The organism is Rodentibacter trehalosifermentans, assembly GCF_002000545.1.
Lineage (GTDB): Bacteria > Pseudomonadota > Gammaproteobacteria > Enterobacterales > Pasteurellaceae > Rodentibacter > Rodentibacter trehalosifermentans.
Genome location: NZ_MLHL01000059.1, coordinates 1 through 23,789, shown reverse-complemented (window position 1 = coordinate 23,789; position 23,789 = coordinate 1). Strand labels below are relative to the sequence as shown.

Here is a 23,789-nt window from a genome sequence, read left to right as displayed (position 1 = left end):
CTTTTGGGGTGCAGATCATTAACCGCACTTTTTATTATCTTTTTGACTTCACAAGTTTTTCTGTTAATTCGTAGGCTCGAAGTTTTGCTAACTCTTTGGAGAGTTTTGCCACCAGCACTTCGTGATCCACATCCGCAACATGCGCCACAATATTTTCTTCGGCTTTGCGTTTTGCTTCACGAATACGATCTGCATCTAACTCGCTACCACGAATCGCTACATCAGCAAGCACAGTCACTACTTTCGGCTGGACTTCTAAAAAGCCGCCTGAAACATAGATGACTTCTTCTTTATCATCTTCAAGGGTAAATTTCACAATTCCCGGTTTAATTGCCGTTAGCAAGGGGGTGTGGTTGGGTAAAATACCCAATTCACCATCTACCCCTGTTGCTTGGATTTGCTTTACCGCACCTTCAAAGATTTTTTGCTCTGCGCTAACTATTGTTAGGTTAAATGTCGCCATTTTTGTTCTCCTTCAAATAATTTGAAGTGATTACATATTTTTGGCTTTTTCGAGCACTTCTTCAATTGAACCCACCATATAGAACGCTTGTTCAGAGATATGGTCGTATTCACCCTCTAAGATACCTTTGAAACCACGAATCGTGTCTTTTAATGACACATATTTACCCGGCGAACCGGTAAAGACTTCTGCAACGAAGAACGGTTGTGATAGGAAACGCTCGATTTTACGGGCACGCGCTACCACAAGTTTATCATCTTCAGAAAGTTCATCCATACCAAGAATCGCAATAATATCTTTCAATTCTTTATAGCGTTGTAAGATACCTTGCACACCACGCGCTACATCGTAATGTTCTTGACCCACAACGAGAGGGTCTAATTGACGTGATGTAGAATCTAACGGGTCAACCGCCGGATAAATCCCTAAAGAGGCAATTTGACGGCTTAATACCACCGTTGAGTCTAAGTGTGCGAAGGTTGTTGCTGGAGAAGGGTCCGTTAAGTCATCCGCAGGTACATAAACAGCCTGTACAGAGGTGATAGAACCTGTTTTAGTTGAGGTAATACGTTCTTGTAATACCCCCATTTCTTCTGCAAGGGTCGGTTGGTAACCTACCGCTGACGGCATACGGCCTAAAAGCGCTGATACTTCCGTACCGGCAAGGGTATAACGATAAATATTATCTACGAAGAATAAGACATCACGACCTTCATCACGGAATTTTTCCGCCATGGTTAAACCGGTTAATGCAACACGCAGACGGTTACCCGGTGGTTCATTCATTTGACCATAAACCAACGATACTTTATCCAACACGTTAGACTCTGTCATTTCGTGGTAGAAATCATTACCTTCACGGGTACGTTCACCTACACCGGCGAATACAGAATAACCGGAGTGCTCAATGGCAATATTACGGATCAATTCCATCATATTAACGGTTTTACCCACACCTGCACCACCGAAAAGACCCACTTTCCCCCCTTTTGCGAAAGGACAAATTAAGTCAATAACTTTAATACCGGTTTCAAGCAACTCCGTACTGTTTGATTGTTCTTCATAACTTGGCGCTGCACGATGAATAGACCAATTTTCTTCTGCACCGATTTCGCCACGCTCATCAATAGGTTCACCCAATACATTCATGATACGACCGAGGGTTTTTGTCCCCACCGGTACCTGGATTGGGTTTCCGGTATTTTCTACTTTCAAACCCCGTTTTAAGCCGTCAGATGTACCTAATGCGATACAGCGAACCACACCGCCACCTAATTGTTGTTGAACTTCAAGGGTTAAACCGGATTCAACTTTTAATGCATCGTAAACTTTTGGTACTGCATTTTGTGGGAATTCAACGTCAATCACCGCACCGATGATTTGTACAATTTTTCCTGCTGACATTACCTTTCCTCTTTCCTTAAATCGCAGCCGCACCGGCAACGATTTCATTTAATTCATTTGTAATACTTGCTTGACGGGCTTTGTTATAAACTAATTGCAAGTCATTGATTAAATTTCCTGCATTATCAGTTGCCGCTTTCATTGCCACCATTCGGGCAGCCTGCTCGGAAGCAAGGTTATCCACCACAGATTGATATACTTGTGACTCCAAGTAACGAGTGAGCAAACTGTCTAATAACACTTTTGGCTCCGGTTCGTAAAGATAATCCCAAGTATTTTGCTTTTGTTCTAAATTATCGGTTTCTAATGCCGGTAATGGAACCAATTGTTGATAAACGGGTTGTTGTGCCATGGTATTGATGAATTTATTGTAAGCAATATAAATCGCATCAACTTCACCATTTTTGTACACATCAAACATACCGTTTGCCACACCAATTAGCTCCTCCATTACCGGATTATCACCCAAACCGGAAAGTTGTCCACGCACAGATAAGCCTAATGAACGGAAAAAGTTAATGCCTTTTGAGCCGATTAATCCCAGCTCTACGGTAACCCCTTTATCCTTCCATTGCTTAATTTCTGTCATCACGGTTTTAAATAAATTAATATTTAAACCGCCACACATCCCACGGTCTGTCGAGACAACTAAAATCCCAACCTTTTTCACTTCTCGTTGAACTAAAAACGGGTGTTTATAACCGATATTGGCTTTAGAGACGTGGCTGATAACATTTCGTATTGTTTCAGAATACGGACGAGAAGCCGCCATACGATCTTGCGTTTTACGCATTTTCGAGGTAGCCACCATTTCCATTGCCTTAGTAATTTTTTGTGTACTTTGTACACTGGCAATTTTGGTTTTTATCTCTTTTGCACCTGCCATCTTCTTTCTCCGTTATCTTACCAAGCACTATTGGCTTTAAAATTATCCAAAATCGTTTTCAATGTGTCTTTAATCTCATCATTGTAATTACCGGTTTTGGTTAATTCTGCCATAAATTCGCCATGGTTACGGTGAGCATAGTCTAAAAGTGCGGTCTCAAAACTGGCAATTTTTTGCAATTCGACGTCTTCTAAATAGCCAAATTCAACAGCGAAAAGCAACACTGATTGCTCTGCAACACTTAGTGGGGCATATTGTTTTTGTTTCAATAACTCAGTCACTTTTTCACCGTGAGAAAGCTGTTTACGGGTTGCATCATCAAGATCAGAAGCAAATTGCGCAAACGCCGCTAATTCACGATATTGTGCTAATGCAGTACGAATCCCACCGGCTAATTTTTTCACCACTTTAGTTTGAGCAGCGCCCCCCACACGAGATACGGAAATCCCCGGGTTTACAGCAGGACGGATACCTGAGTTAAATAAGTTAGATTCTAAGAAAATCTGACCATCGGTAATGGAAATCACGTTGGTTGGTACGAAAGCAGAAACGTCACCTGCTTGGGTTTCAATGATAGGAAGGGCGGTTAAAGAACCGGTTTTTCCTTTCACTTCACCATTGGTGAATTTTTCTACATATTCTTCGTTAACTCTTGCTGCACGCTCAAGTAAGCGTGAGTGTAAATAGAATACATCTCCCGGATAAGCTTCACGACCCGGTGGACGACGTAATAATAATGAAATTTGACGATAAGCGACCGCTTGTTTTGATAAATCATCATAAACAATTAAGGCATCTTCACCACGATCACGGAAATATTCACCCATTGCACAGCCGGCATAAGGGGCAAGATATTGTAATGCGGCAGATTCAGATGCTGATGCGGCAACCACAATAGTATTTGCCAAAGCACCGTGTTCTTCTAATTTACGCACAACATTGGCAATGGTTGATGCTTTTTGACCAATCGCTACATAGATACATTTAATCCCTGAATCACGTTGGTTAATGATCGCATCAATTGCTAATGCGGTTTTACCGGTTTGACGGTCTCCAATGATTAATTCACGCTGACCTCGACCAATTGGCACCATTGAGTCCACGGCTTTATAACCGGTTTGTACCGGTTGATCTACCGATTTACGTTCGATAACACCCGGTGCTATCACTTCAACCGGTGAAAACCCATCATTTTCGATTTCACCTTTACCGTCAATCGGTTGGCCAAGGGTATTAACCACACGACCTAATAAACCACGACCTACAGGCACTTCTAAAATACGACCGGTACATTGAACTTCCATGCCTTCTGCTAAATCTGCATAAGGTCCCATAACTACCGCACCTACCGAGTCACGCTCAAGGTTAAGTGCCATAGCATAGCGATTTCCTGGTAATGCAATCATTTCCCCTTGCATTACATCGCTCAAACCGTGAATACGAATAATACCGTCACTTACGGAAACAATTGTCCCAGTGTTGCGCGCTTCACTCACCACATCAAACTGAGCAATCCGTTTTTTAATCAATTCACTAATTTCAGTTGAATTTAGTTGCATCTTTTATTCCTCTTATCATTGCAACTCATTTGCAAGACGGTTAAGCTGCCCACGGCTACTTCCATCAATCACAAAATCGTCTGTACGGATAATGACACCCGCAATGAGTGAATCATCCACGTTGCAATTTACTTTCACTTTGCGAGCTAATCTTTTTTCCATTGCCGCAGCAATTTTTTCAATTTGAGTTGTACTCAATGGTTGTGCAGAAGTCACTTGCACTTCTGCAATGGCTTGATGTTCTTCCACATAACGGGTAAATTCGGAAAATACCGCAGGAATCGCACTCAAACGCTTATTTTCAGCCATTAACCGAATAAGATTTTGCCCATATTGATCGAGCTGTTCACCACAAATTGAAATAACCGTATCCGCCACTTTTTGTGAAGAAAGCGAACTAACCAGCAATGCTTCCATTTGTTCGTTTTCTACAAGTGCGGTCAAAAATTTCAACATTTCTGTCCATTTTTCTACTGCACTTTTATCGTTGACAGATTGCTCTACGGCAAAATCAAATGCTGCTTTGGCATAAGGGCGAGCTATCGTAGTTAATTCTGACATAAGCTAAAGCCTCTTATAGTTCTGCAACTAATTTATCAATAATGTCATTGTTTGCCGCTTCATCAATTGTGCGATCCACAATTTTCTCGGCACCAGCAATTGCTAATGAAGCCACTTTAAGACGTAATTCCTCTTGAACACGTTTACGTTCAGCTTCAACTTCTGCATAACCTTGTTTAATAATTTTTGCTTTAAGCTCTTCCGCTTCAGTTTTGACTTCGTCAAGCACTTCATTACGTCGCTTATTTGCAGCATCGATAATTTCTTGAGCTTGAATTCTCGCTTTTGAAATTTCTTCTTCTGCAAGTAATTTAGTATCTGCTTGTTCTTTTTTGGCAGCTTCTGCAGATGCTAAGGCATTGGCAATTTGGCTTTGACGTGTTTCAATTGCTTTAATAATTGGCGGCCACACAAATTTCATACAAAACCACACAAACAGGGCGAATGAAACGAGTTGACCAATTAATGTTGCATTTAAATTCACAACGTCCTCCTTAAAATGCTTGTTTTACGTTGATAAGCAAATAAGGGATTATTGTAATAAACCGATAAATGGATTCGCAAAGATGAATAGTAAGGAAATACCAACCGCAATCATCGCAATCGCATCTAAAAGACCTGCTACGATAAACATTTTCGTTTGTAGGCTTGATGCAAGTTCAGGCTGACGTGCTGAAGATTCTAAAAATTTGCCCCCTAAGATAGCAAAACCAATTGCTGTGCCTAATGCAGCAAATGCAAGAAGAATTGATGCACCGATGATTGTCGCTGTAATTACAGTTTCCATAATTTTCTCCAATAGAAGTTAAGTTTTAGCCCTAGAGCCGGTTAATAAAAAAACGATTAATGATCTGCTTTATTGTAAGCAATACTTAGATAAACGACCGTTAACATCATAAAAATAAATGCTTGTAACGTAATAACCAAAATGTGGAAAATAGCCCAAGCAAGATGTAAAGGGATACCCAATGCCGCAATAGCCATATTGGCTGAATACATCACCGCAATCAGAATAAAGATCAATTCCCCTGCATACATATTACCGAACAAACGGAATGCAAGAGAAATAGGTTTAGCGAGTAGCGTTACTGTTTCTAAAATAAAGTTTACCGGAATAAACGCCCAATGATTAAATGGGTGAAGCGTATATTCTTTCACTAAGCCTTTGAAACCTTTGGATTTAACGGTGTAGAAAAGAATTAAGAAGAAAACACAAATTGACATACCAAGCGTTGCGCTAATATCGGCAGTAGGTACAGCACGAAGATAATGAATACCAAAAAGCCCCGCTAATTGAGGTAAGAAATCAACAGGAATTAAGTCAATGGCATTCATAATAAATACCCAACAGAAAATGGTTAATGCAAGAGGGGCGACCACATTTCGCGGACCATGGAAATTTTCTTTCACAATGCCATTAACCCATTCCACCACAATTTCAACCATACATTGCATTTTTCCCGGCACACCCGCTGTGGCTTTTTTTGCAACACGCGAGAAAATAAAAAGGAAAATGACAGCTGCCAAAATAGAAAAGAACAACGTATCCAGATGAACATGCCAAAAACCATCACCTGTTTTTAGAAAAGCGAGATGGTGACTAATATATTCCGATGTTGTTTGTCCAGACATAACGAACCCTTAGAACTATGGTAAAAATCAAACTCGACGAAGCAAAAATGGAATTAAATTATTCAACATTAATGCTATAAAGAAACCACCAAAGAAAATCACAAAGTTTGTAACCGAAAATAATTTAAACGATGCAATAATCAAGAGAATAGTTAATATAAACTTAACGGCCTCGCCTCTATAAAGTGCGGTCAATTTTGCAGACAAATTTTGTTTTCGATAAAACACGATATAGACAAAAACACTGAAAGGAAGCAACGCCGAAAGAAATCCTAGTAAAAAATCAAGTGCATTTTTCAGTTGCCAAAAAGCAAAAAAACAAGCAAATAGTAACATGATGACTATTTCAATCCGAATAGCTTTCCGATACTGAATTTTCGCTTGTTGTACAATTCTCGACATTATTTTCAATAACCCTAAACCTTGGCAATTATACTCTTGAAAAAATCAGATTCAACTTAAAAACTACCAAAAAAACGTTAACTAAATCACAGTTTTGAAAAAATTTTACAAAAATGTAACGATTTACTGCAAAATAATTAAATGTCGTTCCCCCACTAATTCCGGCACTTGTAACGATATTATTTGTTGCACTGTATATTTATTATCCAATTCCTGTACTTCTTCCATGTGATAAACACCCTTTAATGCATAAAAATAACCGCTTTCTTTTGGAAGATGGGCACACCAATTCGTCATGTCTTTAAGTGAAGCAAATGCCCGACTCAATACCCCATCAAATTTTTCATTAGGTTGATATTCTTCCACACGGCTTAATATCGGCATCACATTTGTTATCCCCAATTCACGCACGGCATTACGAATAAAACTGATACGTTTACCCAAACTATCCAACAATACAAAGTGTTTATTTGGATTGGCAATCGCTAAAGGCAAACCGGGCAAACCGGGACCTGTGCCTACATCAATAAAAACCTCGCCTTGTAAATAAGGACTCACCACAAGACTATCCAAAATATGTTTCACCAACATTTCTTGCGGATCACGTATTGAGGTTAAATTATAGGCTTTGTTCCATTTGTTTAATAAATTGACGAGGTCTATCAACTGCTGTTTTTGCGGATCGCTTAGTTGAATATTTGCCTGTGCGAGCAAGCGATTTAATTTTGCTTTCATTGATAATATTGCTTTGTAATAGTGCCGTTCATTCTACTTGAAAGTGCGGTCGTTATTCTATGCCTTTTTCGATTTTTGCTGCAAAATCCTACCTAAATTGGTTTCTAACCAATCGACCAGCTCAAACATTTTATTTGATGCCTGCATACCAAATTCAGTTAACGTGTAGTCCACGTGCGGCGGCACCGTATGATAAGATTTTCGGATTAACATCCCGTCTTCCTCCAATTCTTGTAACGTTTTAGTCAACATACGCTCGCTTATCCCATCAATCATTCTCCGTAACTCACTAAAACGTTTTGTCCCCGAATGCAAACTCACCAGCACTAATACACCCCATCGACTGGTTAAATGTTGCAAAATTTGGCGAGAAGGACATGCTGATGCCAAAACATTTCCACGTTCAAAAAAATTTTTCATTTTTATTTCCTTTAAAATCATTAGGTTAGTATTTTTTCTAAAAATTTTCCTAAACTTACTTTTATGTAAGTACTTATCAAAAATAAGTTTTGAGATTAGTATAGCCTCCGTCGACCGATAGGGTCAAACATTTAAACTAAATAAGCTAAAAGAGAGGAAAATAACATGACAAACAAAACTATTGCTATCACAGGTGCAACAGGTCAATTCGGTGCCATCGCATTAGATTTATTAAAAACAAAAAATGCCAATGTAATCGCCCTTGTGCGTTCCCTGGAAAAAATTTCAGGCGTGGAAGCCCGAAAATTTGATTATTCAAAAACAGAAGGTCAAACAGAGGCATTAAGCGGCGTAGATACCCTAATTTTAGTGTCAAGCAATGAAATCGGGCAACGTTTAGTACAACACAAAAATGCGATTGAATCAGCCAAAAAAGCGGGCGTAAAACACATTATTTATACCAGCTTGCTTGGTGCAACAAATGATAATACGGTGAAATCCCTTGCCAGCGAACACGTTGAAACCGAAGCGGCATTAAAATCCTCGGGTATCACTTACACCATTTTGCGCAATGGTTGGTACACTGAAAATTACACTGGTTCAATCTCGGCGGCACTTGCCAACAACGCATTCTATGGTTCGGCAAAAAATGGAAAAATTTCATCCGCACTTCGTGCCGAATTAGCGGAAGCAGCGGTAAATGTGGCATTAGGTGAAGGGCATGATAATCAAACCTATGAGCTTGTCGGCTCAACCAGCTGGACATTGGCGGATCTTGCCGCAGAAATTAGCAAACAAAGCGGCAAAGAGATTCCTTATGTGGACGTGCCGGCTGCCGATTACGCGGCGGCGTTGGTTCAAGCAGGCTTAGATGCCGGCTTCGCCGGTTTAATCGCCGAATGGGATGTGGATGCCTCCAACGGCGCGCTATTTTCCGAAGACAAAACCCTCGAAAAATTACTGGGTCGCCCAACCGCAGGTTTAGATGTTGCGGTAAAACAAGCCTTATAATTTTTCATTCAATCATACTTCACCGAGGGTACAGGCTACCCTCGGCGATTAAGGGAATTGTATGTTGTGGATTATTTTTATCGCGCTATCCCTTATTTTCTACGTTGTTCTACACTATCGCCCGCATATCATTCAAATTGGTCATTTCAACCACGCAAAATTTGTCAACGTCGAGAATAAAACCTTCTACATTGAAGAAGTTGAATTTCGCGACAGCCAAGCCGCTATTCACGGCTATTTTAATATCACGCCGGCATTACAAAACAGGGCGGAAGTGTTGGAAACCCCAATACGATTTTTTTGATTTTTATACGGTCGTGCTGCGCTTTGAAGATTGCACAATAAAATTGGTGCGCCAACTCAACAAAGTACGGTTAATTAAAAGCGAATTTCCCGTTGGTATTATGGAATTTGAGCAACTTATCGTCCCCATCGCCTACAACAAGGATAAAAAATGACTTTTGAAACCCGTTTACAAGCGGTCAAATCCGCCCTTGAAAATGCAAAATTTATTTTAATCGGTGCAGGTGCCGGATTTTCTGCGGCGGCAGGGCTAACTTACCGTGGCAAACGCTTTGAAGATAATTTCCAACCTTTCATCAAAAAATACGGTATGACAGATATGTATTCCGTCGGTTTTTATCCCTTCGGTAAAGCTGAGCAAAAATGGGCGTATTGGGCAAAACATGTTTGGCATAACCGCTGGTAGCCCGAAGCTCTACCGCTGTATCACGATTTATTTGAGCTCGTTAAAGATAAAAACTATTTTGTATTAACCACCAATGTGGACACACAATTTGAAAAAGCGGGATTTGCCTCCGAACGCCTATTTGCTATGCAAGGCGATTACGGCAAATTGCAATGTAAAAACCACTGTCACGATACCCTTTATAGTAATAAAGAATTCGTGCAACAATGGCTTGTCAATATTGATGAAAAAAACTTGGAAATTCCGACCGCACTTGTCCCGCATTGCCCTAAATGCCACGGTGAAATGGCAATGCATTTGCGTATTGATGGCAATTTTGTGGAAAACGAAGATTGGCACCAAGCCCAAGCCCAAGCCCGTTACATTAAATTTGCCGAACAAGCTTTGCAAGGGGAAACGGTCTATCTGGAATTGGGGGTGGGCTTTAACACACCGAGCATTATTCGCTATCCTTTTGAACAAATGATTTATCACAACCCTAAAGGGTTGCTAGTACGCCTTAATCGTGATGACCCCGAAGGATTTGCTGAAACAGTAACACGCACGGTTGCCTTTACGGAAGATCCCAAAGCAGTGATTGATTTTCTAAAAACCGAATAATAGGAGATAAAGATGAATAAAATCCCTTTTCTTATTCATTGCCTTCGCCCCGATTTGGCTATCCCAAAGGGTTTGCAAGAACAACGTCAATTATTGCGGGCTGTGATGAATATTCACAACCCACAAAATCCTATTCCTCAAGCATTTTGGGCGGAACAAGACACATTGTTGCAAGCAGAAACCGCACAAAAAGGCATGATAAATTTGACCGCACTTTCCCCTATTGCACCACAAATTTATCTTTGGCAAGGCGACATTACCCGATTAGCCGTAGATGCCATTGTTAATGCTGCGAACAGCCAATTACTCGGCTGCTTTCACCCATTGCACGCCTGCATTGACAACGCCATTCATTCCGCAGCAGGCTTGCAATTACGCCAGGCCTGTTTTGAATTAATGGAAAAACAGGGCAAAGAAGAAGCCACCGGCAAAGCGAAAATCACACCGGCATTTAATTTACCCGCCCGATTTGTGTTGCATACGGTAGGTCCTATTATTAATAAAAATGTCAGCGCAACCGATCGTACTTTACTGGCAAATTGCTACCTTTCTTGCTTACAATTAGCCAAAGAAAATGGGCTAAAATCCATTGCTTTTTGCTGTATCAGCACAGGTGAGTTTCGTTTTCCCAATCAAACGGCAGCAGAAATTGCTGTGCAAACCGTACTGGAATTTTTAAGGGAAAATAAGGAAATGCACGTTATCTTTAACGTGTTTAAAGAAGTGGATTTAAAAATTTATCAAGAATTACTTGGGTAGTAATGCGGTATTATGTAGCAAATGCACAATTTTCATTTTTCACGCCATACGAGCCGTATGGCGTTAATTGATCTGAGCCACTTTGTGGCTCTCCACAGCCCTAAAAGGGCTGGGATTAATTAGCCTTGCACGGCTAGTGTAAGGTGAAAATTTGTTTGTGCAACTGCTACATAATGTCGTAGTAATGAAAAAGTGCGGTCAAATTTAACCGCACTTTTCGCATCTAAATAAAAATTTTATTCTCCCCGTTTCAACATACCTTGCTTTTTCAAATTAACCAAAATGATTGAAATGGCAGCAGGTGTGATACCGGAAATACGGCTTGCTTGCCCGATAGAAACAGGACGATGTTGTTCTAACTTCATACGGACTTCATTGGATAATCCCGACACTTTAGCATAATCAAACTGTGGTGGAATAGCCGTATTTTCATGGCGTTTTTGTCTCTCTATTTCTTCTTCTTGATGTTCAATGTAGCCTTGATATTTAATGGCGATTTCCACTTGCTCTACCGCCTCTTTATCTTCCATTGCCGGCTGATAAGGGGTAAGCGAAGTTAAAATCTCATAATTCATCTCCGGACGGCGCAATAAATCTTCACCATTGGCTTCACGCACCAATGGGCTACCAAGAACACTGTTGGCTTCTTCTAAATATTTCGAACGAGGGTGTAACCAAATACTGCGTAAACGCTGACGTTCACGTTCAATATTTTCCATTTTTTGATTAAAACGGGCCCAACGGTCTTCATCAATAAGACCAAACTGATGAGCAATCGGGGTTAAGCGAATATCAGCATTATCTTCTCGTAACAACAAGCGATATTCCGCACGGGAAGTAAACACACGGTAAGGCTCTTTTGTTCCAAGTGTGCAAAGATCATCAACCAATACGCCCATATAGGCTTGATCCCTGCGTGGATACCATGCATCTTTTTCTTGTACATAAAGTCCTGCGTTGATGCCGGCAAGTAACCCTTGTGCGGCAGCTTCTTCATATCCTGTTGTACCATTAATTTGGCCTGCAAAGAATAATCCCGAAATCACTTTGGTTTCCAAACTTGGTTTGAGATCACGCGGATCAAAATAATCATACTCAATGGCATAGCCCGGTTTAATAATTCGGGCATTTTCTAACCCTTTCATTGAATTAACAATCTTCACTTGTACATCAAAAGGAAGACTGGTTGAGATCCCATTTGGATAAACTTCATTGCTGGTTAATCCTTCCGGTTCGAGATAAATTTGATGGGAATTGCGATCAGCAAAACGCATTACCTTATCTTCAATGGAAGGACAATAACGAGGCCCAATTCCTTCAATAATGCCGGTGTACATCGGGCTGCGATCCAAATTATTGCGAATCACCTCATGGGTTTGATCGTTGGTATGCGTAATATAACAAGGGATCTGTTGAGGGTGATCCGATTGAGATCCCATAAAAGAAAATACCGGTAATACAGCATCACCGTGCTGTTTTACCAAAATATCGAAATTTATCGTGCGTGCATCAATACGGGGCGGCGTGCCTGTTTTAAGACGATCTACGCGTAAATTCAGATCACGCAAACGTTCTGCCAATGTGGTTGATGCAGGGTCGCCTGCACGTCCCCCTTCATAGTTTTCTAAACCAATATGGATCTTGCCGGCTAAGAATGTTCCTGCTGTTAAAATGACCGATTTTGCATGGAATGTTAAACCCATTTTAGTCATAACACCGGTTACACGATCCTGCTCAATTAAAATATCGGTCGCTTCTTGTTGGAAAATATCAAGGTTGGGTTGATTTTCAAGGGCAATACGCACCGCTTGACGATATAACACCCGATCCGCTTGTGCACGGGTTGCCCGTACAGCAGGGCCTTTACTGCTATTTAAAGTACGAAATTGAATTCCTGCTTTATCGGCAGCATGGGCCATTAATCCTCCCATGGCATCCACTTCTTTGACTAAATGCCCTTTACCGATTCCCCCAATAGCCGGATTACAAGACATTTGTCCTAAAGTATCCACATTATGCGTTAATAAAAGGGTTTTTAATCCCATACGGGCAGGGGCTAATGCGGCTTCTGTTCCTGCATGACCACCACCTATGACGATCACATCGTAAGTTTCAGTATAAAACATCGTTTTCTCTAAATTTATCCGGATCTAAAAATGTGCGTTATTCTACAAAAATTCGATTTTGCTTGAAAGTGAGAATTCGATCCTGAATAGGAGAGATCTAAGGATCGAAAATTTTTTGGTAATAAATATAAGATCTCTTTTTATAGATAAAGATCTTATTATTGTTACTATTAAGATCCTGTATTGCTGTGAATAAGATCTTTTTTCCTTTGTAAATGAAGAAGTTAGATCCAATCAAAAGATGTCGATCAATCGCAAAAACAAGTAATATTTATTGTGGATAATTCGTTGGGTTATCCACAAGATATCAAAAATTAAATGTTATCCAGTGATAAAATACAGTTTTTTGACAGTTTTATATTAAGTTATCCACAGACAATAAAAAACGATGATCGTTAAAATCATCGTTGTTATGAGAAAAAATTATGCGATTGATCGGATAAATTGAGGGAGCCATTGTTCGCTATAATTTTCGGGATCATCAATATTTAACACATCAATTTCTAATGTTTCACAAAGTTTGACCGCACTTTTTTGTTGGAGAATTTCTTCAATATGCTTTGTTGCGTAACAAAAGGTATCGTAATCCGAATTGCCTAAACCAACAATAGCAAAATGCAAATGGGAAAGATCCTGATTGGATTTTGCTACTTGCTCAAAGAGCGGTCGTAAATTATCGGGAATTTCACCGGCACCGTGGGTAGATGTGACGATCAACCATAACCTTTCGCCAATCACATCATCATATTGTGCACCGTGAAAAAGAGCGGTTGAAAATCCCTGTGTTTTTAAAATATCTTCTAGGTGTTCGGCGACATATTCCGCTGTGCCTAAAGTGCTACCTGAAAGAATACAAATTTTCATATAAATTTCACCTAAAGAAAAAGGCTTAGAAAACTAAGCCTTTAATGAGATTATACATTGTCAAACTTGCCAAGTAATGAACGAATATGCTCTTGCCAGTTGCGATGTTCATTTTTTAATTGCTCATTTTCATTTTGCAATGCTTCAACGGTTTGTTGGGATTGACTGTTTTGTTCTTTTAATTCTTCTACTTCAAGTTGAAGTAATTGAATGGTTTCCACTGCTTGTTTAATTTTATCTTCAAGCTGGTTTAAAATTTCTAATGACATAGTGATTTCCTTTTAAAAAAACGTCCGAAACGGCTTTATTGTACCCACTTCATTTTTCTTTTTAAAGACTTCGGTAAAAATTTATTATGCAAACGTTTGCAGAGTGTTAGAATAGTGCGATTTTTTGCTTGGAACAACGGAGATTAAAATGAATCGTGCATTGGCTATTGAATTTTCTCGTGTGACGGAAGCCGCTGCATTGGCGGCTTATACATGGCTTGGACGGGGTGATAAAAATGCAGCAGATGAGGCGGCAGTGAAAGCCATGCGTTATATGCTAAATCTCATTCATATGGATGGTGAAATTGTCATTGGGGAAGGAGAAATAGATAAAGCGCCAATGCTCTATATTGGTGAAAAAGTCGGTTCAGGCAATGGGGAACTTGTCTCTATTGCTGTTGATCCCATTGATGGAACCCGTATGACGGCAATGGGACAATCCAATGCCATTTCTGTATTGGCTGCCGGTGGAAAGAGAACATTTTTGAAAGCACCGGATATGTATATGGAAAAAATAGTAGTGGGGCCGGAAGTCAAAGGAATGATTGATTTAAACTTACCGCTTGAACAAAATCTCCGCCGCACCGCTTCCCGTTTAGGTAAATCCTTGTCTGATTTGACAGTGATGGTATTGGCAAAACCTCGTCATGAAGCGGTAATCAAACAAATGCACGATTTGGGCATTCGAGTGATGGCTATTCCTGATGGCGATGTGGCTGCCTCCGTTTTATGCTGCCTGCCTGATGCCGAAGTAGATATGGTTTATGGCATTGGCGGTGCCCCTGAAGGTGTGGCCGCTGCGGCTGCGGTTCGGGCATTAGGCGGCGATATGCAAGCCCGTTTAGTTCCACGCAATGAAGTAAAAGGTGACAGTAAAGAAAACCGAAAAATTGCTGAAGAGGAAATTCGCCGTTGTGAAGTATTGGGTGTGAAAGTTAATGAGGTGCTGAAACTGGAAGATTTGGTGCGAGATGATAATCTTGTTTTTGCTGCCACAGGCATTACTCACGGTGAATTATTAAAAGGCATTTCACGCAAAGGTAATCTTGCCAGCACGGAAACCATTTTAATCCGTGGAAAATCGCGCACAATTCGTAAAATTCAATCTCTCCACTATTTAGATCGTAAAGATTCGGAAATCTATAAAATATTAAATCATTAATTTTATAGTTAGTCAGTATGAAACCTCAAAATTTAATTGCCTAATTTTGAGGTTTTTTCATTCTTAATGGGAGAATTTTTATCCACCACCTCCATCTCGGTTTAGACGGTTTCAACCATTTTTTTATGGTTTGATAAGTTTAGTGGGATTGAAAATATTGATGAATTTAACCGCACTTTTTATATTTCAATATTGCCTGACATCATCAATTCTTCTGTAAGAAATACAAAAATAGATCCACCAATTCGCGTTCAAATTGTTCATCTTGGAGGTAAGCGGATTCTTCTAACACAGCAGTGCGGATAACACCCATTAAACTGTTTGTCATCACATAGAGTTTTAAAGGGGAGAGTTGAAATAATTTGCCTGAATATTCGGCGCGCTTCGCTAAAATTTCCTGCATAACCTTTTCTGTTGGCTGTTGTAATTCGCTGAGTAATCCGTGGGTTATCAATGCTTTTAGGAGAATTTTCCGCATTTTTTGCCGACCACCAAAAGCTTTTAGTAATTGTTTGATCAGTAATTTGGCAAAATTTTCTTCATTTTCAAACGCTTGTGTTGAAATCATTTTTATGATTTGTTCACATACTATGGCAAGTTCCCGTTTTGCCATCGACAATAAAATGGCATTTTTATTTGGAAAATATTGGTATAACGTGCCGACACTCACGCCTGCTACTTCAGCAATGGCATTCGTGGTGAAATTTGCTTTCCGCTCCTGTTGTAAAATCTGAGCTGTTGCTTCAAAAATTAAGTCAATACGATATTCCGAACGGAATTGTTTTGGTTTTTTACGATATAAATCAATAGGTTGAGATTTGTTTTCCATTCTAATTATGGTTGTGCCAAATGCGAGTAGGGGAAATTAGAACGCAATTTTATAATACCCACATCAACAAAACGCAATATTTAAGGAGTATTTTTTATGAAAATTGCATTTTTAGGATTGGGTAAAATGGGAAGCGCAATGGCAAGCTGTTTAGCGAAAAGTCATCAGTTTGAAATGGTGGTGTGGAATCGTTCCAGAGATAAAATGCTACCCTTTATTGAATGGGGATGCCAATTGGCAGATAAACCGGAAGAGGCGGTTGTTGGGGCTGATGTGGTGATAACCAGTTTGTTGGACGATCACTCCGTAGAAGCCTTATTTTACCCTAATAGCCCGGTGCTTAACGCAATGAAGAAAAAGGCAATTCATTTATGTGTCACTACCATTTCACCTAATTTTGCTAACCGACTACAGGATTTGCATCAACATCATGATACTCGTTATCTTTCCGGACCTGTAATTGGGCGTCCTGATGTAGCTGAGGCGGGAGAATTAGTTCAATTTTTAGCCAGTAATAATGATGCCTTTGCAGAAGTGTTACCCATAGTGCATCACTTTACTGCGCAAGTAAAACCACTAGAAGTGGTTGCCGCCGGGGTAGCAAATAGTCAAAAGCTATGTCTTAATTTCTTTGCAGCAGCGATGATAGAAGTGTTAGGTGAATGTTTCACTCTTGGCGAAAAATTGGGTGTTTCACGAGAAAATTTGGCTTTTTTCTTTGATAAAGCATTACCCGCTCCGGCATTAAATGTATATGTGGAAAAATTGTTCAAACGTCAAATCGAAAGTGATGAAGGTTTTACGATGATAGGTGGTCGCAAGGATTTAAGTCTTATGCTACAGGCTGCTAAAACGGTCAATTGCCCATTGGATATAGCACAACTTATTGCTAATAAAATGGATTCTGCACTGGCTCAGGGTATGGCAGAATTGGACTGGAGCGCTACTCAAGAAATAACCCGACAACGAGCAGGATTATAACCTTTTGTATAAACAGCAAAAATCATAGAAATCAGTTCATTGGTGATTAAGCCTGTTAAATAGAAAACTTGTTAATATGGGAAATAGGTATAAAATCGACCGCACTTTTTTTGCAACAAAAATAAGGAAAAAGAGATGAATCCAAAATTTATACCTTTATTTCAACCTTTTACATTAAATAATGGTGTTGAAATTAAAAACCGGTTAGTGGTGGCACCGATGACCCATTTTGGCTCCAATGAAGATGGAACACTAGGGGAACAAGAGCGTCGTTTTATCGGCAATCGTGCCGGTGATGTGGGAATGTTTATTACTGCGGCAACCCTTGTACAAGATGGCGGTAAGGCATTTCATGGTCAGCCGGAAGCGATTCATTCATCGCAATTGGCTTCTTTAAAAGAAACTGCCGATATTATCAAAGAACAGGGGGCGAAAGCCATTTTGCAACTTCACCATGGCGGTAAACAGGCGATTACCGAATTACTTAACGGTAAAAATAAAATTTCTGCAAGTTGCGATGAACCAACAGGAACAGCTGAAGCCACTGAGGAGGAAGTATGTTCACTCATTACTGCCTTTGGTAATGCGGCAGATTTAGCTATTCAGGCGGGGTTTGACGGCGTCGAAATTCATGGAGCAAATAATTATGTTATCCAACAATTCTATTCTGCCCATTCCAACCGTCGTACTGATAAATGGGGTGGTTCACGGGAAAACAGGATGCGTTTTCCACTTGCTGTGATTGAGTCTGTCGTTGCGGCAAAAATGAAACATAATGCGAAGGACTTTATTGTTGGTTATCGTTTTTCTCCCGAAGAGCCGGAAGAGATGGGTATCACGATGGAAGATACATTGGCATTAATTGATGTGTTGAAAAATCAACCTTTGCAATATTTGCATATTTCTCTTTGGGATTTTTACAAAAAAATCCGCCGTGGTGGAGACACGAATCTTTGCCGTATTCAAACAATTCACGAGCGAATTAATGGAAAATTACCGCTAATCGGTGTAGGTAATCTTTATACACCAGCAGAAATTTTAGCGGCATTTAATACGGGCTGGGCGGAATTTATCGCATTGGGTAAAACCGTGATGGTGAATCCAAATATTGCCGGCAAAATTCTTCGTGGCGATGAAGCAGAAATTCAACGTGCGGTCGATCCTCATCAAGAAGATCACTATGGTTTCCCTGACAGGTTATGGCATTTCACCATGACCGGTACACAAGCTTGGTTGCCGCCGTTAAAAGGACAGGCACCGAATATTTTAGATCTCTAATTTTATCTATAAAGTGCGGTTGAAAAATCAACCGCTTCTTTTTTATCCTTCCCATTAAATACTGCTCCCGCCCTAACTTCAAAATTTAGGAAAGAGAGTTATTAAAAATTTTTAATAAGGAAATAATCTACTATAGTCACAAATCTTAATTTTGTAACATATTTAATGCAAAAGAACTTAAGGGATAAATGAGTTAATCCAATGAAATATTTCTTTTGTACATTATTCATAATACTGTGACTTATCCATCTTTATTAAATTTCAATTTATCTTAATAAAAAGGCATATTTAAAAATATGCCTAAATACAAAATAATTTATAACTTAACATCTAACTGCATATAAGCCCGTTTTGCTTTTTCCAACGCTTTTTCTACGGAAGTATCTCGAGCTAATAATACACCCAAACGGCGGTGACCATTTACTTCGCCTTTGCCGAATAATCGGATATTGGTGTGCGGTTCAACGAGGGCTTTATCCACGCCGGAAAATTGGATATTGTTGGATTTCCCTTCCACTACAATGGCTTTGGATGCAGCCGGGCTAATGAGCGTGATTTCAGGAATTGGCAAACCTAAAATAGCTCGGGCGTGGAGGGCAAATTCGGATAACTCCTGTGAAATTAATGTAACCATACCGGTATCGTGTGGGCGAGGGGAGACTTCATTGAAAATCACCTCATCACCACAAACAAACATTTCCACACCGAAAATACCCCGTCCGCCTAGTGCGCCGGTAATTTTTTCTGCGATAGCTTGGGCTTTTTGTAACGCACTGTCCGACATTGCCTGAGGTTGCCAAGATTCACGATAATCACCCTCTTCTTGACGGTGCCCTATAGGGGCAAGGAAACTTGTGCCGTTAATGTGACTAACGGTTAATAAGGTTATTTCATAATCAAATTTGACAAAACCCTCCACAATAACACGCCCCGCACCGGCCCTACCTCCCTCTTGAGCATAATCCCAGGCTTTTTGTAGATCCGCTTTTGATTTCAAAATACTTTGTCCGTGACCGGAGGAAGACATGATCGGTTTTATTACGCAAGGGATACCGATTTTTTCTACCGCACGTTGAAAATCTTCAAAGTTATCCACAAATTGGTAAGCAGAGGTTGGTAAACCCAATTCTTCTGATGCCAAGCGGCGAATACCTTCACGATTCATTGTGAGCTGTGTGGCTTTTGCAGTGGGGACGACATTAAAACCGGCTTGTTCCAATTCCACCAGGGTCGCCGTGGAAATCGCCTCCACTTCCGGCACAATGTAATCAGGCTTTTCTTTTTCCACCAAGGCTTTCAGTGCCTCACCATCTAACATTGAAATAGTGTAAGCTCGGTGTGCTACTTGCTGTGCTGGAGCATTTTCGTAGCGATCTACGGCGATCACTTCTACGCCCAAACGTTGTAATTCAATTACGACTTCTTTGCCTAATTCGCCGGAACCCAACATCATCACTTTAGTTGCATTCGGGCTTAATGCCGTGCCGAGGGTTGTCATATTTTCTCCTTATTTTAAGAGGGATTCGTCAAGGGAAAGATCATCATTTTTGTTCACACCCACACCACGTGCAATGACATTTTTTGCAATTTCGTGTGCTTCCTCAAGGGAGTGCTCTGTGTAAGTACCGCATTGGTAAATATTTAATTCCGGGATTGCAGACTGATCTTTCACATTCAGAATATCCTTCATTGAAGCCAGCCATGCCTGTGCCACCTGTTGTTCGTTTGGTGTGCCGATTAATGACATATAAAAACCGGTACGACAGCCCATCGGCGAAATATCAATAATTTCCACATTATCGCTATTTAAGTGATCACGCATAAAACCGGCAAATAAATGTTCAAGGGTGTGAATCCCTTTTGGTGGGAGAATTTCTTTATTGGGAATGCAGAAACGTAAGTCAAAAATCGTAATATCATCGCCTTTTGGTGTACGCATAGTTTTCGCAACACGCACCGCAGGGGCGATCATTTTAGTGTGATCAACTTTAAAACTATCAAGTAATGGCATAAACTTTTCCTTATAAATCAGTTGGTTGTAAATAATTTAAGAAATTTTCAAATTTCTTACGAACTTTCCGGCAAGGCTTCGGTCTTATAAGACGAGCAACTTGCAGTTGTTTTAATAAAATTGGTTCCTTAGGTTATTCGCCCTTCACTTGTTGAAGGGCTTTTTTTATGGCATTTTATAATAGGAATGGGGCACTAAGAAACAGTAAAACCACATAACGAACCAGTTTGCCCATAAAAATAAACAGGCAACTTGCCGCAACGTTTAAACGCAGCCAACCCGCTATCGCACAAAATACATCACCGATAACCGGTAACCAGCTCAGCAACAATGCCGTAGCACCATAACGATGAAGCTTGCCTATCACCCATAAAGTGCGGTCGTTTTTAGGTTCAAATTTTGGAAACCAACGCCCAATCCCATAGGTGGTTAAACTGCCTAAACCATTCCCCAACGTGGCGATAAAAACCAGCCCTAAAACATCCGCACTTAACACCGGATTGAGCGTTAATTTTGGTATAGCAAGGGTTACAAAGACGATTTCCGAATTTCCGGGCAGCACCGTTGCACTTAAAAAAGCACTGGCAAACATTAACCATAATGAATGATTCTGCCAAATATCTACCCAAAAATCGAAGGAAAACCAAGCCATATTAACGTTCAGGCTGATAAGTTTGTAGATAATGTTCGCGGTCTTGTGCCGTGATTTCCCGCACGATGCGACAAGGGTTACCAAACGCCAAAACATTACTTGGCAGATCTTTGTTCACTACGCTGCCTGCCCCCACCACCACGTTATCGCCAATGGTTACGCCGGGCAAAATCACCACATTGCCGCCAATCCACACGTTATTCCCAATAGTGATAGGTTTTGCCTGTTCCCAGCCTTCATTGCGTAATTCCACGTCTAAAGGATGCCCCACGGTATAAAGGCTCACGTTCGGGGCGAACAACACTTCATCACCAATGATCACGCCGCCGCTGTCCAGCATCGTGCAATTGAAATTGGCATAGAAATTTTTGCCTACTTTAATATTGATACCGTAGTCACAATAAAACGGACCGGTAATAGAAGTGGTTTCATCCGCTTGTCCAAACAAACGTTGAATCAACGCATTTCTCCCCACTTCATCATTCGGTGAAGTGCGGTTAAATTCAAACAAGATTTCGCGCGCCTCTTTACGCATATTTTTAAGTTCGGGACTCATTGCCAAATGCGCCAATCCTGCCATCATTTTTTCATATTCTGTCATTTTTTATGCCTTAATAATTTGTTGCGTACGCACATCAAAAACATCCATTCCTGCATTTAATCCTGCCTGAACACCTAAATCCGCATCTTCAAATACAATGCAATTTGTCGGGGTTACACCCGTTAATTCTGCACAGCGCAAAAAGGTTTCAGGATGTGGTTTGTGTTCTTTCACATCGTCCGCACTCACAATCGCATTGAAATAAGGCGCGATAGCCAGTTTATCCATCAGCATATTAATCAAATGACGATGGGAGCCTGAACCCAATGAAATCGGTTTTTTCTGATGATAATGTCGGACAATCTCAAAGGCGGGCAGTAATTTCGATTCGGTTGGAATTAATTGATAAGAAAGTTCTCGTTTTGCTGTAATGACCTCATCAAGGTGATGTTGCGGCATACCGGCTTTTTCCATAATCGCCGAGGCAATGGTGCGTACCGTCGCACCGCCCAGTTGATACATAATTTGGCTGTCAAAATCATAGCCGAACCGTTCGCCCACCATTCCCCAAGCACGGGCGTGTACCGGCATGGTATCAATCAGCGTGCCGTCCATATCAAAAATCAGCCCTTCGTAACGGCTGAAAAGTGCATTGTCTATCATCTTTGTTTCTTAATTCCTTATGAATTCTATAATTTGTTACAAATTTGTGATCTCTGCACTGTTTTCTTTTAATAAAGTGCGGTAGATTACAGAAATAATTTTAGAGGAATAGAAACCAAAATGCGATTACTTAATCAACTTGAACGCTGGAAATTGCGCAAACAGATCGATCAGTCGATTATTGATGTCGTCTTCCAATTACGTGATCGCCTTGAACATTATTGGAAAGCCGATGTTAATTCTAAATTGGTCGATGTGTTATTGTTCCATATTGCCTGTAGCTTAGGGCGAATTGAACGTGGTGGTTGTGCTTCTCCCCTCTATCAAGCAATGTTTGAAGAAATGCAAAGTGCGGTTATTTTTCCGCAAGTTTTGGCTATTCATGAGGATCTTCTTACCTTCTTACCCGTTGAAATTCCTCACGCCGAACAGACTTATTTTCTTGCGAACGTCTATTCGCTTTTGTTGGAACAGCCGAAGATGTTAAATTAACCGCCATCTACGGCATATCCGATTAATTAAACATCAAACCCAATTCCAACTCTTTCAAGCCGTTACTTTCTTGGCGAAGCTCATTCCTAATTAATGGATTGCGATCTAAATAACCCGATTCAAATTCCAATATCCAATCTGTAGAAGTGCGGTTGATTTTGAAGACAATTTTCTGTGTTTTTTCTGTGGCTTGGCGAGATTTATTCAAAATGACCGCAAGGCGCAATAAACGCACCAAGGCAAGCACATCTTGTTCATCATAGCGGGCAAAATTAATTAAATCCGATGCTTTCAATGTACCGATATGAAGACGAACAAGCAAGGTAAGCAAACGCTGCTGCTCCCGATCAAAGCCCGGAAGTTCCATATTTTGTAGAATATAGGCAGAATGTTTTTGCATACCTTTATGATTAATCACGATCCCCACTTCATGCAAACGCGCTGCCCAAAGCAGCAAACTTTGCATTTCTTCCGCAAGCATCGGTTTTACCCATTCGGTGTATTGGTGTGCCAATAAATTTGCACTACCTGCCGTGCGGTGTGCCTGATCCGTATCAATATCAAATTGCTCCGTCAATCCCCAAGCGGTGCGTGCACGAATGTCTGCTACTTGGAAATTCTTTTCGAGGCTGTAAATCAACCCTTCACGCAATGCTCCATCGGAATAACGCATTTGCTCAATATGAAACACATCAAATACGGCACTTAAAATCGCCAATCCCGGCACAAAAACATCCACCCGTTCCGGATTCAATCCAATAATATTTAAGGGGCTGAAGT

General features: G+C 40.5%; 30 protein-coding genes. 9 read left to right on the top strand and 21 right to left on the bottom strand.

Annotation, left to right across the window (positions count from 1 at the left end):
• Window positions 1-34: 34 nt before the first annotated feature.
• The 11 genes from BKK52_RS10380 to BKK52_RS10330 all read right to left on the bottom strand — a co-directional run bounded on the left by BKK52_RS10380 (window position 35) and on the right by BKK52_RS10330 (window position 8,062).
• Window positions 35-463 carry a F0F1 ATP synthase subunit epsilon gene (locus tag BKK52_RS10380; RefSeq protein WP_077473581.1) on the bottom strand — a complete coding sequence of 143 codons (429 nt, stop codon included), beginning with the start codon at window positions 461-463 and terminating at the stop codon, window positions 35-37.
• Between the two features lie 30 nt (window positions 464-493).
• Window positions 494-1,867 carry a F0F1 ATP synthase subunit beta gene (gene atpD, locus BKK52_RS10375; protein WP_077478618.1) on the bottom strand — a complete coding sequence of 458 codons (1,374 nt, stop codon included), beginning with the start codon at window positions 1,865-1,867 and terminating at the stop codon, window positions 494-496.
• Window positions 1,868-1,883: 16 nt separating this feature from the next.
• Window positions 1,884-2,753 carry a F0F1 ATP synthase subunit gamma gene (gene atpG, locus BKK52_RS10370; protein ID WP_077478617.1) on the bottom strand — a complete coding sequence of 290 codons (870 nt, stop codon included), beginning with the start codon at window positions 2,751-2,753 and terminating at the stop codon, window positions 1,884-1,886.
• Window positions 2,754-2,770: 17 nt separating this feature from the next.
• Window positions 2,771-4,312: a F0F1 ATP synthase subunit alpha gene (gene atpA / locus BKK52_RS10365; RefSeq protein ID WP_077419948.1), complete on the bottom strand. Its 1,542-nt coding sequence runs from the start codon at window positions 4,310-4,312 to the stop codon at window positions 2,771-2,773.
• Window positions 4,313-4,327: 15 nt separating this feature from the next.
• Window positions 4,328-4,873, bottom strand: coding sequence for a F0F1 ATP synthase subunit delta (gene atpH, locus BKK52_RS10360; RefSeq protein ID WP_077478616.1), 546 nt, complete (start codon window positions 4,871-4,873; stop codon window positions 4,328-4,330).
• Window positions 4,874-4,886: 13 nt separating this feature from the next.
• Entirely contained in the window at window positions 4,887-5,357 is a 471-nt protein-coding gene (gene atpF, locus BKK52_RS10355; RefSeq protein WP_077478615.1) for a F0F1 ATP synthase subunit B, read from the bottom strand.
• A gap of 48 nt (window positions 5,358-5,405) precedes the next feature.
• Entirely contained in the window at window positions 5,406-5,660 is a 255-nt protein-coding gene (gene atpE / locus BKK52_RS10350) for a F0F1 ATP synthase subunit C (protein ID WP_005539567.1), read from the bottom strand.
• Between the two features lie 56 nt (window positions 5,661-5,716).
• The gene (atpB, locus tag BKK52_RS10345; RefSeq protein ID WP_077419950.1) at window positions 5,717-6,505 is read right to left on the bottom strand and encodes a F0F1 ATP synthase subunit A; all 789 of its coding nucleotides are present in this window, start codon (window positions 6,503-6,505) and stop codon (window positions 5,717-5,719) included.
• Between the two features lie 27 nt (window positions 6,506-6,532).
• Complete coding sequence (locus BKK52_RS10340) at window positions 6,533-6,907, bottom strand: ATP synthase subunit I (RefSeq protein WP_077473577.1); 375 nt, start codon at window positions 6,905-6,907, stop codon at window positions 6,533-6,535.
• Between the two features lie 123 nt (window positions 6,908-7,030).
• Window positions 7,031-7,642 (bottom strand): 16S rRNA (guanine(527)-N(7))-methyltransferase RsmG, encoded by a 612-nt coding sequence (gene rsmG, locus BKK52_RS10335; RefSeq protein ID WP_077478614.1) that lies wholly within the window; start codon window positions 7,640-7,642, stop codon window positions 7,031-7,033.
• Between the two features lie 57 nt (window positions 7,643-7,699).
• A complete protein-coding gene (locus BKK52_RS10330; protein ID WP_077478613.1) occupies window positions 7,700-8,062 on the bottom strand; it encodes a winged helix-turn-helix transcriptional regulator in 363 nt (120 codons plus the stop codon).
• A 165-nt stretch (window positions 8,063-8,227) separates the two neighbouring features.
• Between BKK52_RS10330 and BKK52_RS10325 the strand changes: the two genes are divergently transcribed.
• The 5 genes from BKK52_RS10325 (at window position 8,228) to BKK52_RS10310 (ending at window position 11,141) form a co-directional block, all read left to right on the top strand.
• Window positions 8,228-9,073, top strand: a complete 846-nt coding sequence (locus BKK52_RS10325) for an SDR family oxidoreductase (protein WP_077478612.1) — start codon at window positions 8,228-8,230, stop codon at window positions 9,071-9,073.
• A 61-nt stretch (window positions 9,074-9,134) separates the two neighbouring features.
• Complete coding sequence (locus BKK52_RS10320) at window positions 9,135-9,377, top strand: hypothetical protein (protein WP_077478611.1); 243 nt, start codon at window positions 9,135-9,137, stop codon at window positions 9,375-9,377.
• A gap of 150 nt (window positions 9,378-9,527) precedes the next feature.
• Window positions 9,528-9,782 (top strand): hypothetical protein, encoded by a 255-nt coding sequence (locus BKK52_RS13935; RefSeq protein ID WP_242650018.1) that lies wholly within the window; start codon window positions 9,528-9,530, stop codon window positions 9,780-9,782.
• 75 nt (window positions 9,783-9,857) lie between these two features.
• Window positions 9,858-10,382: an SIR2 family NAD-dependent protein deacylase gene (locus tag BKK52_RS13930; protein WP_244160242.1), complete on the top strand. Its 525-nt coding sequence runs from the start codon at window positions 9,858-9,860 to the stop codon at window positions 10,380-10,382.
• Window positions 10,383-10,394: 12 nt separating this feature from the next.
• Window positions 10,395-11,141 (top strand): protein-ADP-ribose hydrolase, encoded by a 747-nt coding sequence (locus BKK52_RS10310; RefSeq protein ID WP_077473573.1) that lies wholly within the window; start codon window positions 10,395-10,397, stop codon window positions 11,139-11,141.
• Window positions 11,142-11,377: 236 nt separating this feature from the next.
• On the opposite strand, the gene mnmG is transcribed toward BKK52_RS10310, so the two are convergent.
• From mnmG to zapB, 3 genes are all read right to left on the bottom strand, one after another.
• Entirely contained in the window at window positions 11,378-13,267 is a 1,890-nt protein-coding gene (gene mnmG / locus BKK52_RS10305; protein WP_077420806.1) for a tRNA uridine-5-carboxymethylaminomethyl(34) synthesis enzyme MnmG, read from the bottom strand.
• Window positions 13,268-13,690: 423 nt separating this feature from the next.
• Entirely contained in the window at window positions 13,691-14,131 is a 441-nt protein-coding gene (mioC, locus tag BKK52_RS10300; RefSeq protein WP_077420807.1) for an FMN-binding protein MioC, read from the bottom strand.
• 50 nt (window positions 14,132-14,181) lie between these two features.
• On the bottom strand, window positions 14,182-14,400 hold the full coding sequence (gene zapB / locus BKK52_RS10295) for a cell division protein ZapB (protein WP_077416206.1): 219 nt from the start codon (window positions 14,398-14,400) through the stop codon (window positions 14,182-14,184).
• Between the two features lie 148 nt (window positions 14,401-14,548).
• Between zapB and glpX the strand changes: the two genes are divergently transcribed.
• The gene (glpX, locus tag BKK52_RS10290) at window positions 14,549-15,562 is read left to right on the top strand and encodes a class II fructose-bisphosphatase (RefSeq protein WP_077420808.1); all 1,014 of its coding nucleotides are present in this window, start codon (window positions 14,549-14,551) and stop codon (window positions 15,560-15,562) included.
• Window positions 15,563-15,767: 205 nt separating this feature from the next.
• Here the strand turns inward: glpX and BKK52_RS10285 are convergent, their stop codons facing one another.
• Window positions 15,768-16,391: a TetR/AcrR family transcriptional regulator gene (locus tag BKK52_RS10285; RefSeq protein ID WP_077473572.1), complete on the bottom strand. Its 624-nt coding sequence runs from the start codon at window positions 16,389-16,391 to the stop codon at window positions 15,768-15,770.
• A 96-nt stretch (window positions 16,392-16,487) separates the two neighbouring features.
• Between BKK52_RS10285 and BKK52_RS10280 the strand changes: the two genes are divergently transcribed.
• Both BKK52_RS10280 and BKK52_RS10275 read left to right on the top strand, forming a co-directional pair.
• A complete protein-coding gene (locus BKK52_RS10280; protein ID WP_077478610.1) occupies window positions 16,488-17,372 on the top strand; it encodes an NAD(P)-dependent oxidoreductase in 885 nt (294 codons plus the stop codon).
• A gap of 135 nt (window positions 17,373-17,507) precedes the next feature.
• The gene (locus BKK52_RS10275) at window positions 17,508-18,650 is read left to right on the top strand and encodes an NADH-dependent flavin oxidoreductase (RefSeq protein WP_077478609.1); all 1,143 of its coding nucleotides are present in this window, start codon (window positions 17,508-17,510) and stop codon (window positions 18,648-18,650) included.
• A 316-nt stretch (window positions 18,651-18,966) separates the two neighbouring features.
• Here BKK52_RS10275 and purT read toward each other — a convergent pair whose 3' ends face one another.
• The 5 genes from purT to BKK52_RS10250 all read right to left on the bottom strand — a co-directional run bounded on the left by purT (window position 18,967) and on the right by BKK52_RS10250 (window position 22,517).
• Window positions 18,967-20,148, bottom strand: a complete 1,182-nt coding sequence (purT, locus tag BKK52_RS10270) for a formate-dependent phosphoribosylglycinamide formyltransferase (RefSeq protein ID WP_077420812.1) — start codon at window positions 20,146-20,148, stop codon at window positions 18,967-18,969.
• A 9-nt stretch (window positions 20,149-20,157) separates the two neighbouring features.
• Window positions 20,158-20,661 carry an S-ribosylhomocysteine lyase gene (luxS, locus tag BKK52_RS10265; RefSeq protein ID WP_077420813.1) on the bottom strand — a complete coding sequence of 168 codons (504 nt, stop codon included), beginning with the start codon at window positions 20,659-20,661 and terminating at the stop codon, window positions 20,158-20,160.
• A gap of 175 nt (window positions 20,662-20,836) precedes the next feature.
• A complete protein-coding gene (locus tag BKK52_RS10260) occupies window positions 20,837-21,313 on the bottom strand; it encodes a YqaA family protein (protein ID WP_077420814.1) in 477 nt (158 codons plus the stop codon).
• Window position 21,314: 1 nt separating this feature from the next.
• Window positions 21,315-21,914 (bottom strand): sugar O-acetyltransferase, encoded by a 600-nt coding sequence (locus BKK52_RS10255; RefSeq protein WP_077420815.1) that lies wholly within the window; start codon window positions 21,912-21,914, stop codon window positions 21,315-21,317.
• 3 nt (window positions 21,915-21,917) lie between these two features.
• Window positions 21,918-22,517 carry a beta-phosphoglucomutase family hydrolase gene (locus BKK52_RS10250; RefSeq protein ID WP_077420816.1) on the bottom strand — a complete coding sequence of 200 codons (600 nt, stop codon included), beginning with the start codon at window positions 22,515-22,517 and terminating at the stop codon, window positions 21,918-21,920.
• A 120-nt stretch (window positions 22,518-22,637) separates the two neighbouring features.
• Here BKK52_RS10250 and BKK52_RS10245 point away from each other — a divergent pair, with 120 nt between their 5' ends.
• Window positions 22,638-23,009, top strand: a complete 372-nt coding sequence (locus tag BKK52_RS10245) for a PRD domain-containing protein (protein ID WP_077420817.1) — start codon at window positions 22,638-22,640, stop codon at window positions 23,007-23,009.
• A 22-nt stretch (window positions 23,010-23,031) separates the two neighbouring features.
• Here BKK52_RS10245 and BKK52_RS10240 read toward each other — a convergent pair.
• Window positions 23,032-23,789 (bottom strand): Ppx/GppA phosphatase family protein (locus tag BKK52_RS10240; RefSeq protein ID WP_482822347.1); only part of this gene is annotated, 758 nt, incomplete at its 5' end.

Bases quoted from the DNA above. Each gene is read 5' to 3' on its own strand.
- BKK52_RS10380 (WP_077473581.1), bottom strand. From the start codon at position 463: ATGGCGACATTTAACCTAACAATAGTTAGCGCAGAGCAAAAAATCTTT.
- atpD (WP_077478618.1), bottom strand. From the start codon at position 1,867: ATGTCAGCAGGAAAAATTGTACAAATCATCGGTGCGGTGATTGACGTT.
- atpG (WP_077478617.1), bottom strand. From the start codon at position 2,753: ATGGCAGGTGCAAAAGAGATAAAAACCAAAATTGCCAGTGTACAAAGT.
- atpA (WP_077419948.1), bottom strand. From the start codon at position 4,312: ATGCAACTAAATTCAACTGAAATTAGTGAATTGATTAAAAAACGGATT.
- atpH (WP_077478616.1), bottom strand. From the start codon at position 4,873: ATGTCAGAATTAACTACGATAGCTCGCCCTTATGCCAAAGCAGCATTT.
- atpE (WP_005539567.1), bottom strand. From the start codon at position 5,660: ATGGAAACTGTAATTACAGCGACAATCATCGGTGCATCAATTCTTCTT.
- atpB (WP_077419950.1), bottom strand. From the start codon at position 6,505: ATGTCTGGACAAACAACATCGGAATATATTAGTCACCATCTCGCTTTT.
- BKK52_RS10340 (WP_077473577.1), bottom strand. From the start codon at position 6,907: ATGTCGAGAATTGTACAACAAGCGAAAATTCAGTATCGGAAAGCTATT.
- rsmG (WP_077478614.1), bottom strand. From the start codon at position 7,642: ATGAAAGCAAAATTAAATCGCTTGCTCGCACAGGCAAATATTCAACTA.
- BKK52_RS10330 (WP_077478613.1), bottom strand. From the start codon at position 8,062: ATGAAAAATTTTTTTGAACGTGGAAATGTTTTGGCATCAGCATGTCCT.
- BKK52_RS10325 (WP_077478612.1), top strand. From the start codon at position 8,228: ATGACAAACAAAACTATTGCTATCACAGGTGCAACAGGTCAATTCGGT.
- BKK52_RS10320 (WP_077478611.1), top strand. From the start codon at position 9,135: ATGTTGTGGATTATTTTTATCGCGCTATCCCTTATTTTCTACGTTGTT.
- BKK52_RS13935 (WP_242650018.1), top strand. From the start codon at position 9,528: ATGACTTTTGAAACCCGTTTACAAGCGGTCAAATCCGCCCTTGAAAAT.
- BKK52_RS10310 (WP_077473573.1), top strand. From the start codon at position 10,395: ATGAATAAAATCCCTTTTCTTATTCATTGCCTTCGCCCCGATTTGGCT.
- mnmG (WP_077420806.1), bottom strand. From the start codon at position 13,267: ATGTTTTATACTGAAACTTACGATGTGATCGTCATAGGTGGTGGTCAT.
- mioC (WP_077420807.1), bottom strand. From the start codon at position 14,131: ATGAAAATTTGTATTCTTTCAGGTAGCACTTTAGGCACAGCGGAATAT.
- zapB (WP_077416206.1), bottom strand. From the start codon at position 14,400: ATGTCATTAGAAATTTTAAACCAGCTTGAAGATAAAATTAAACAAGCA.
- glpX (WP_077420808.1), top strand. From the start codon at position 14,549: ATGAATCGTGCATTGGCTATTGAATTTTCTCGTGTGACGGAAGCCGCT.
- BKK52_RS10285 (WP_077473572.1), bottom strand. From the start codon at position 16,391: ATGGAAAACAAATCTCAACCTATTGATTTATATCGTAAAAAACCAAAA.
- BKK52_RS10280 (WP_077478610.1), top strand. From the start codon at position 16,488: ATGAAAATTGCATTTTTAGGATTGGGTAAAATGGGAAGCGCAATGGCA.
- BKK52_RS10275 (WP_077478609.1), top strand. From the start codon at position 17,508: ATGAATCCAAAATTTATACCTTTATTTCAACCTTTTACATTAAATAAT.
- purT (WP_077420812.1), bottom strand. From the start codon at position 20,148: ATGACAACCCTCGGCACGGCATTAAGCCCGAATGCAACTAAAGTGATG.
- luxS (WP_077420813.1), bottom strand. From the start codon at position 20,661: ATGCCATTACTTGATAGTTTTAAAGTTGATCACACTAAAATGATCGCC.
- BKK52_RS10260 (WP_077420814.1), bottom strand. From the start codon at position 21,313: ATGGCTTGGTTTTCCTTCGATTTTTGGGTAGATATTTGGCAGAATCAT.
- BKK52_RS10255 (WP_077420815.1), bottom strand. From the start codon at position 21,914: ATGACAGAATATGAAAAAATGATGGCAGGATTGGCGCATTTGGCAATG.
- BKK52_RS10250 (WP_077420816.1), bottom strand. From the start codon at position 22,517: ATGATAGACAATGCACTTTTCAGCCGTTACGAAGGGCTGATTTTTGAT.
- BKK52_RS10245 (WP_077420817.1), top strand. From the start codon at position 22,638: ATGCGATTACTTAATCAACTTGAACGCTGGAAATTGCGCAAACAGATC.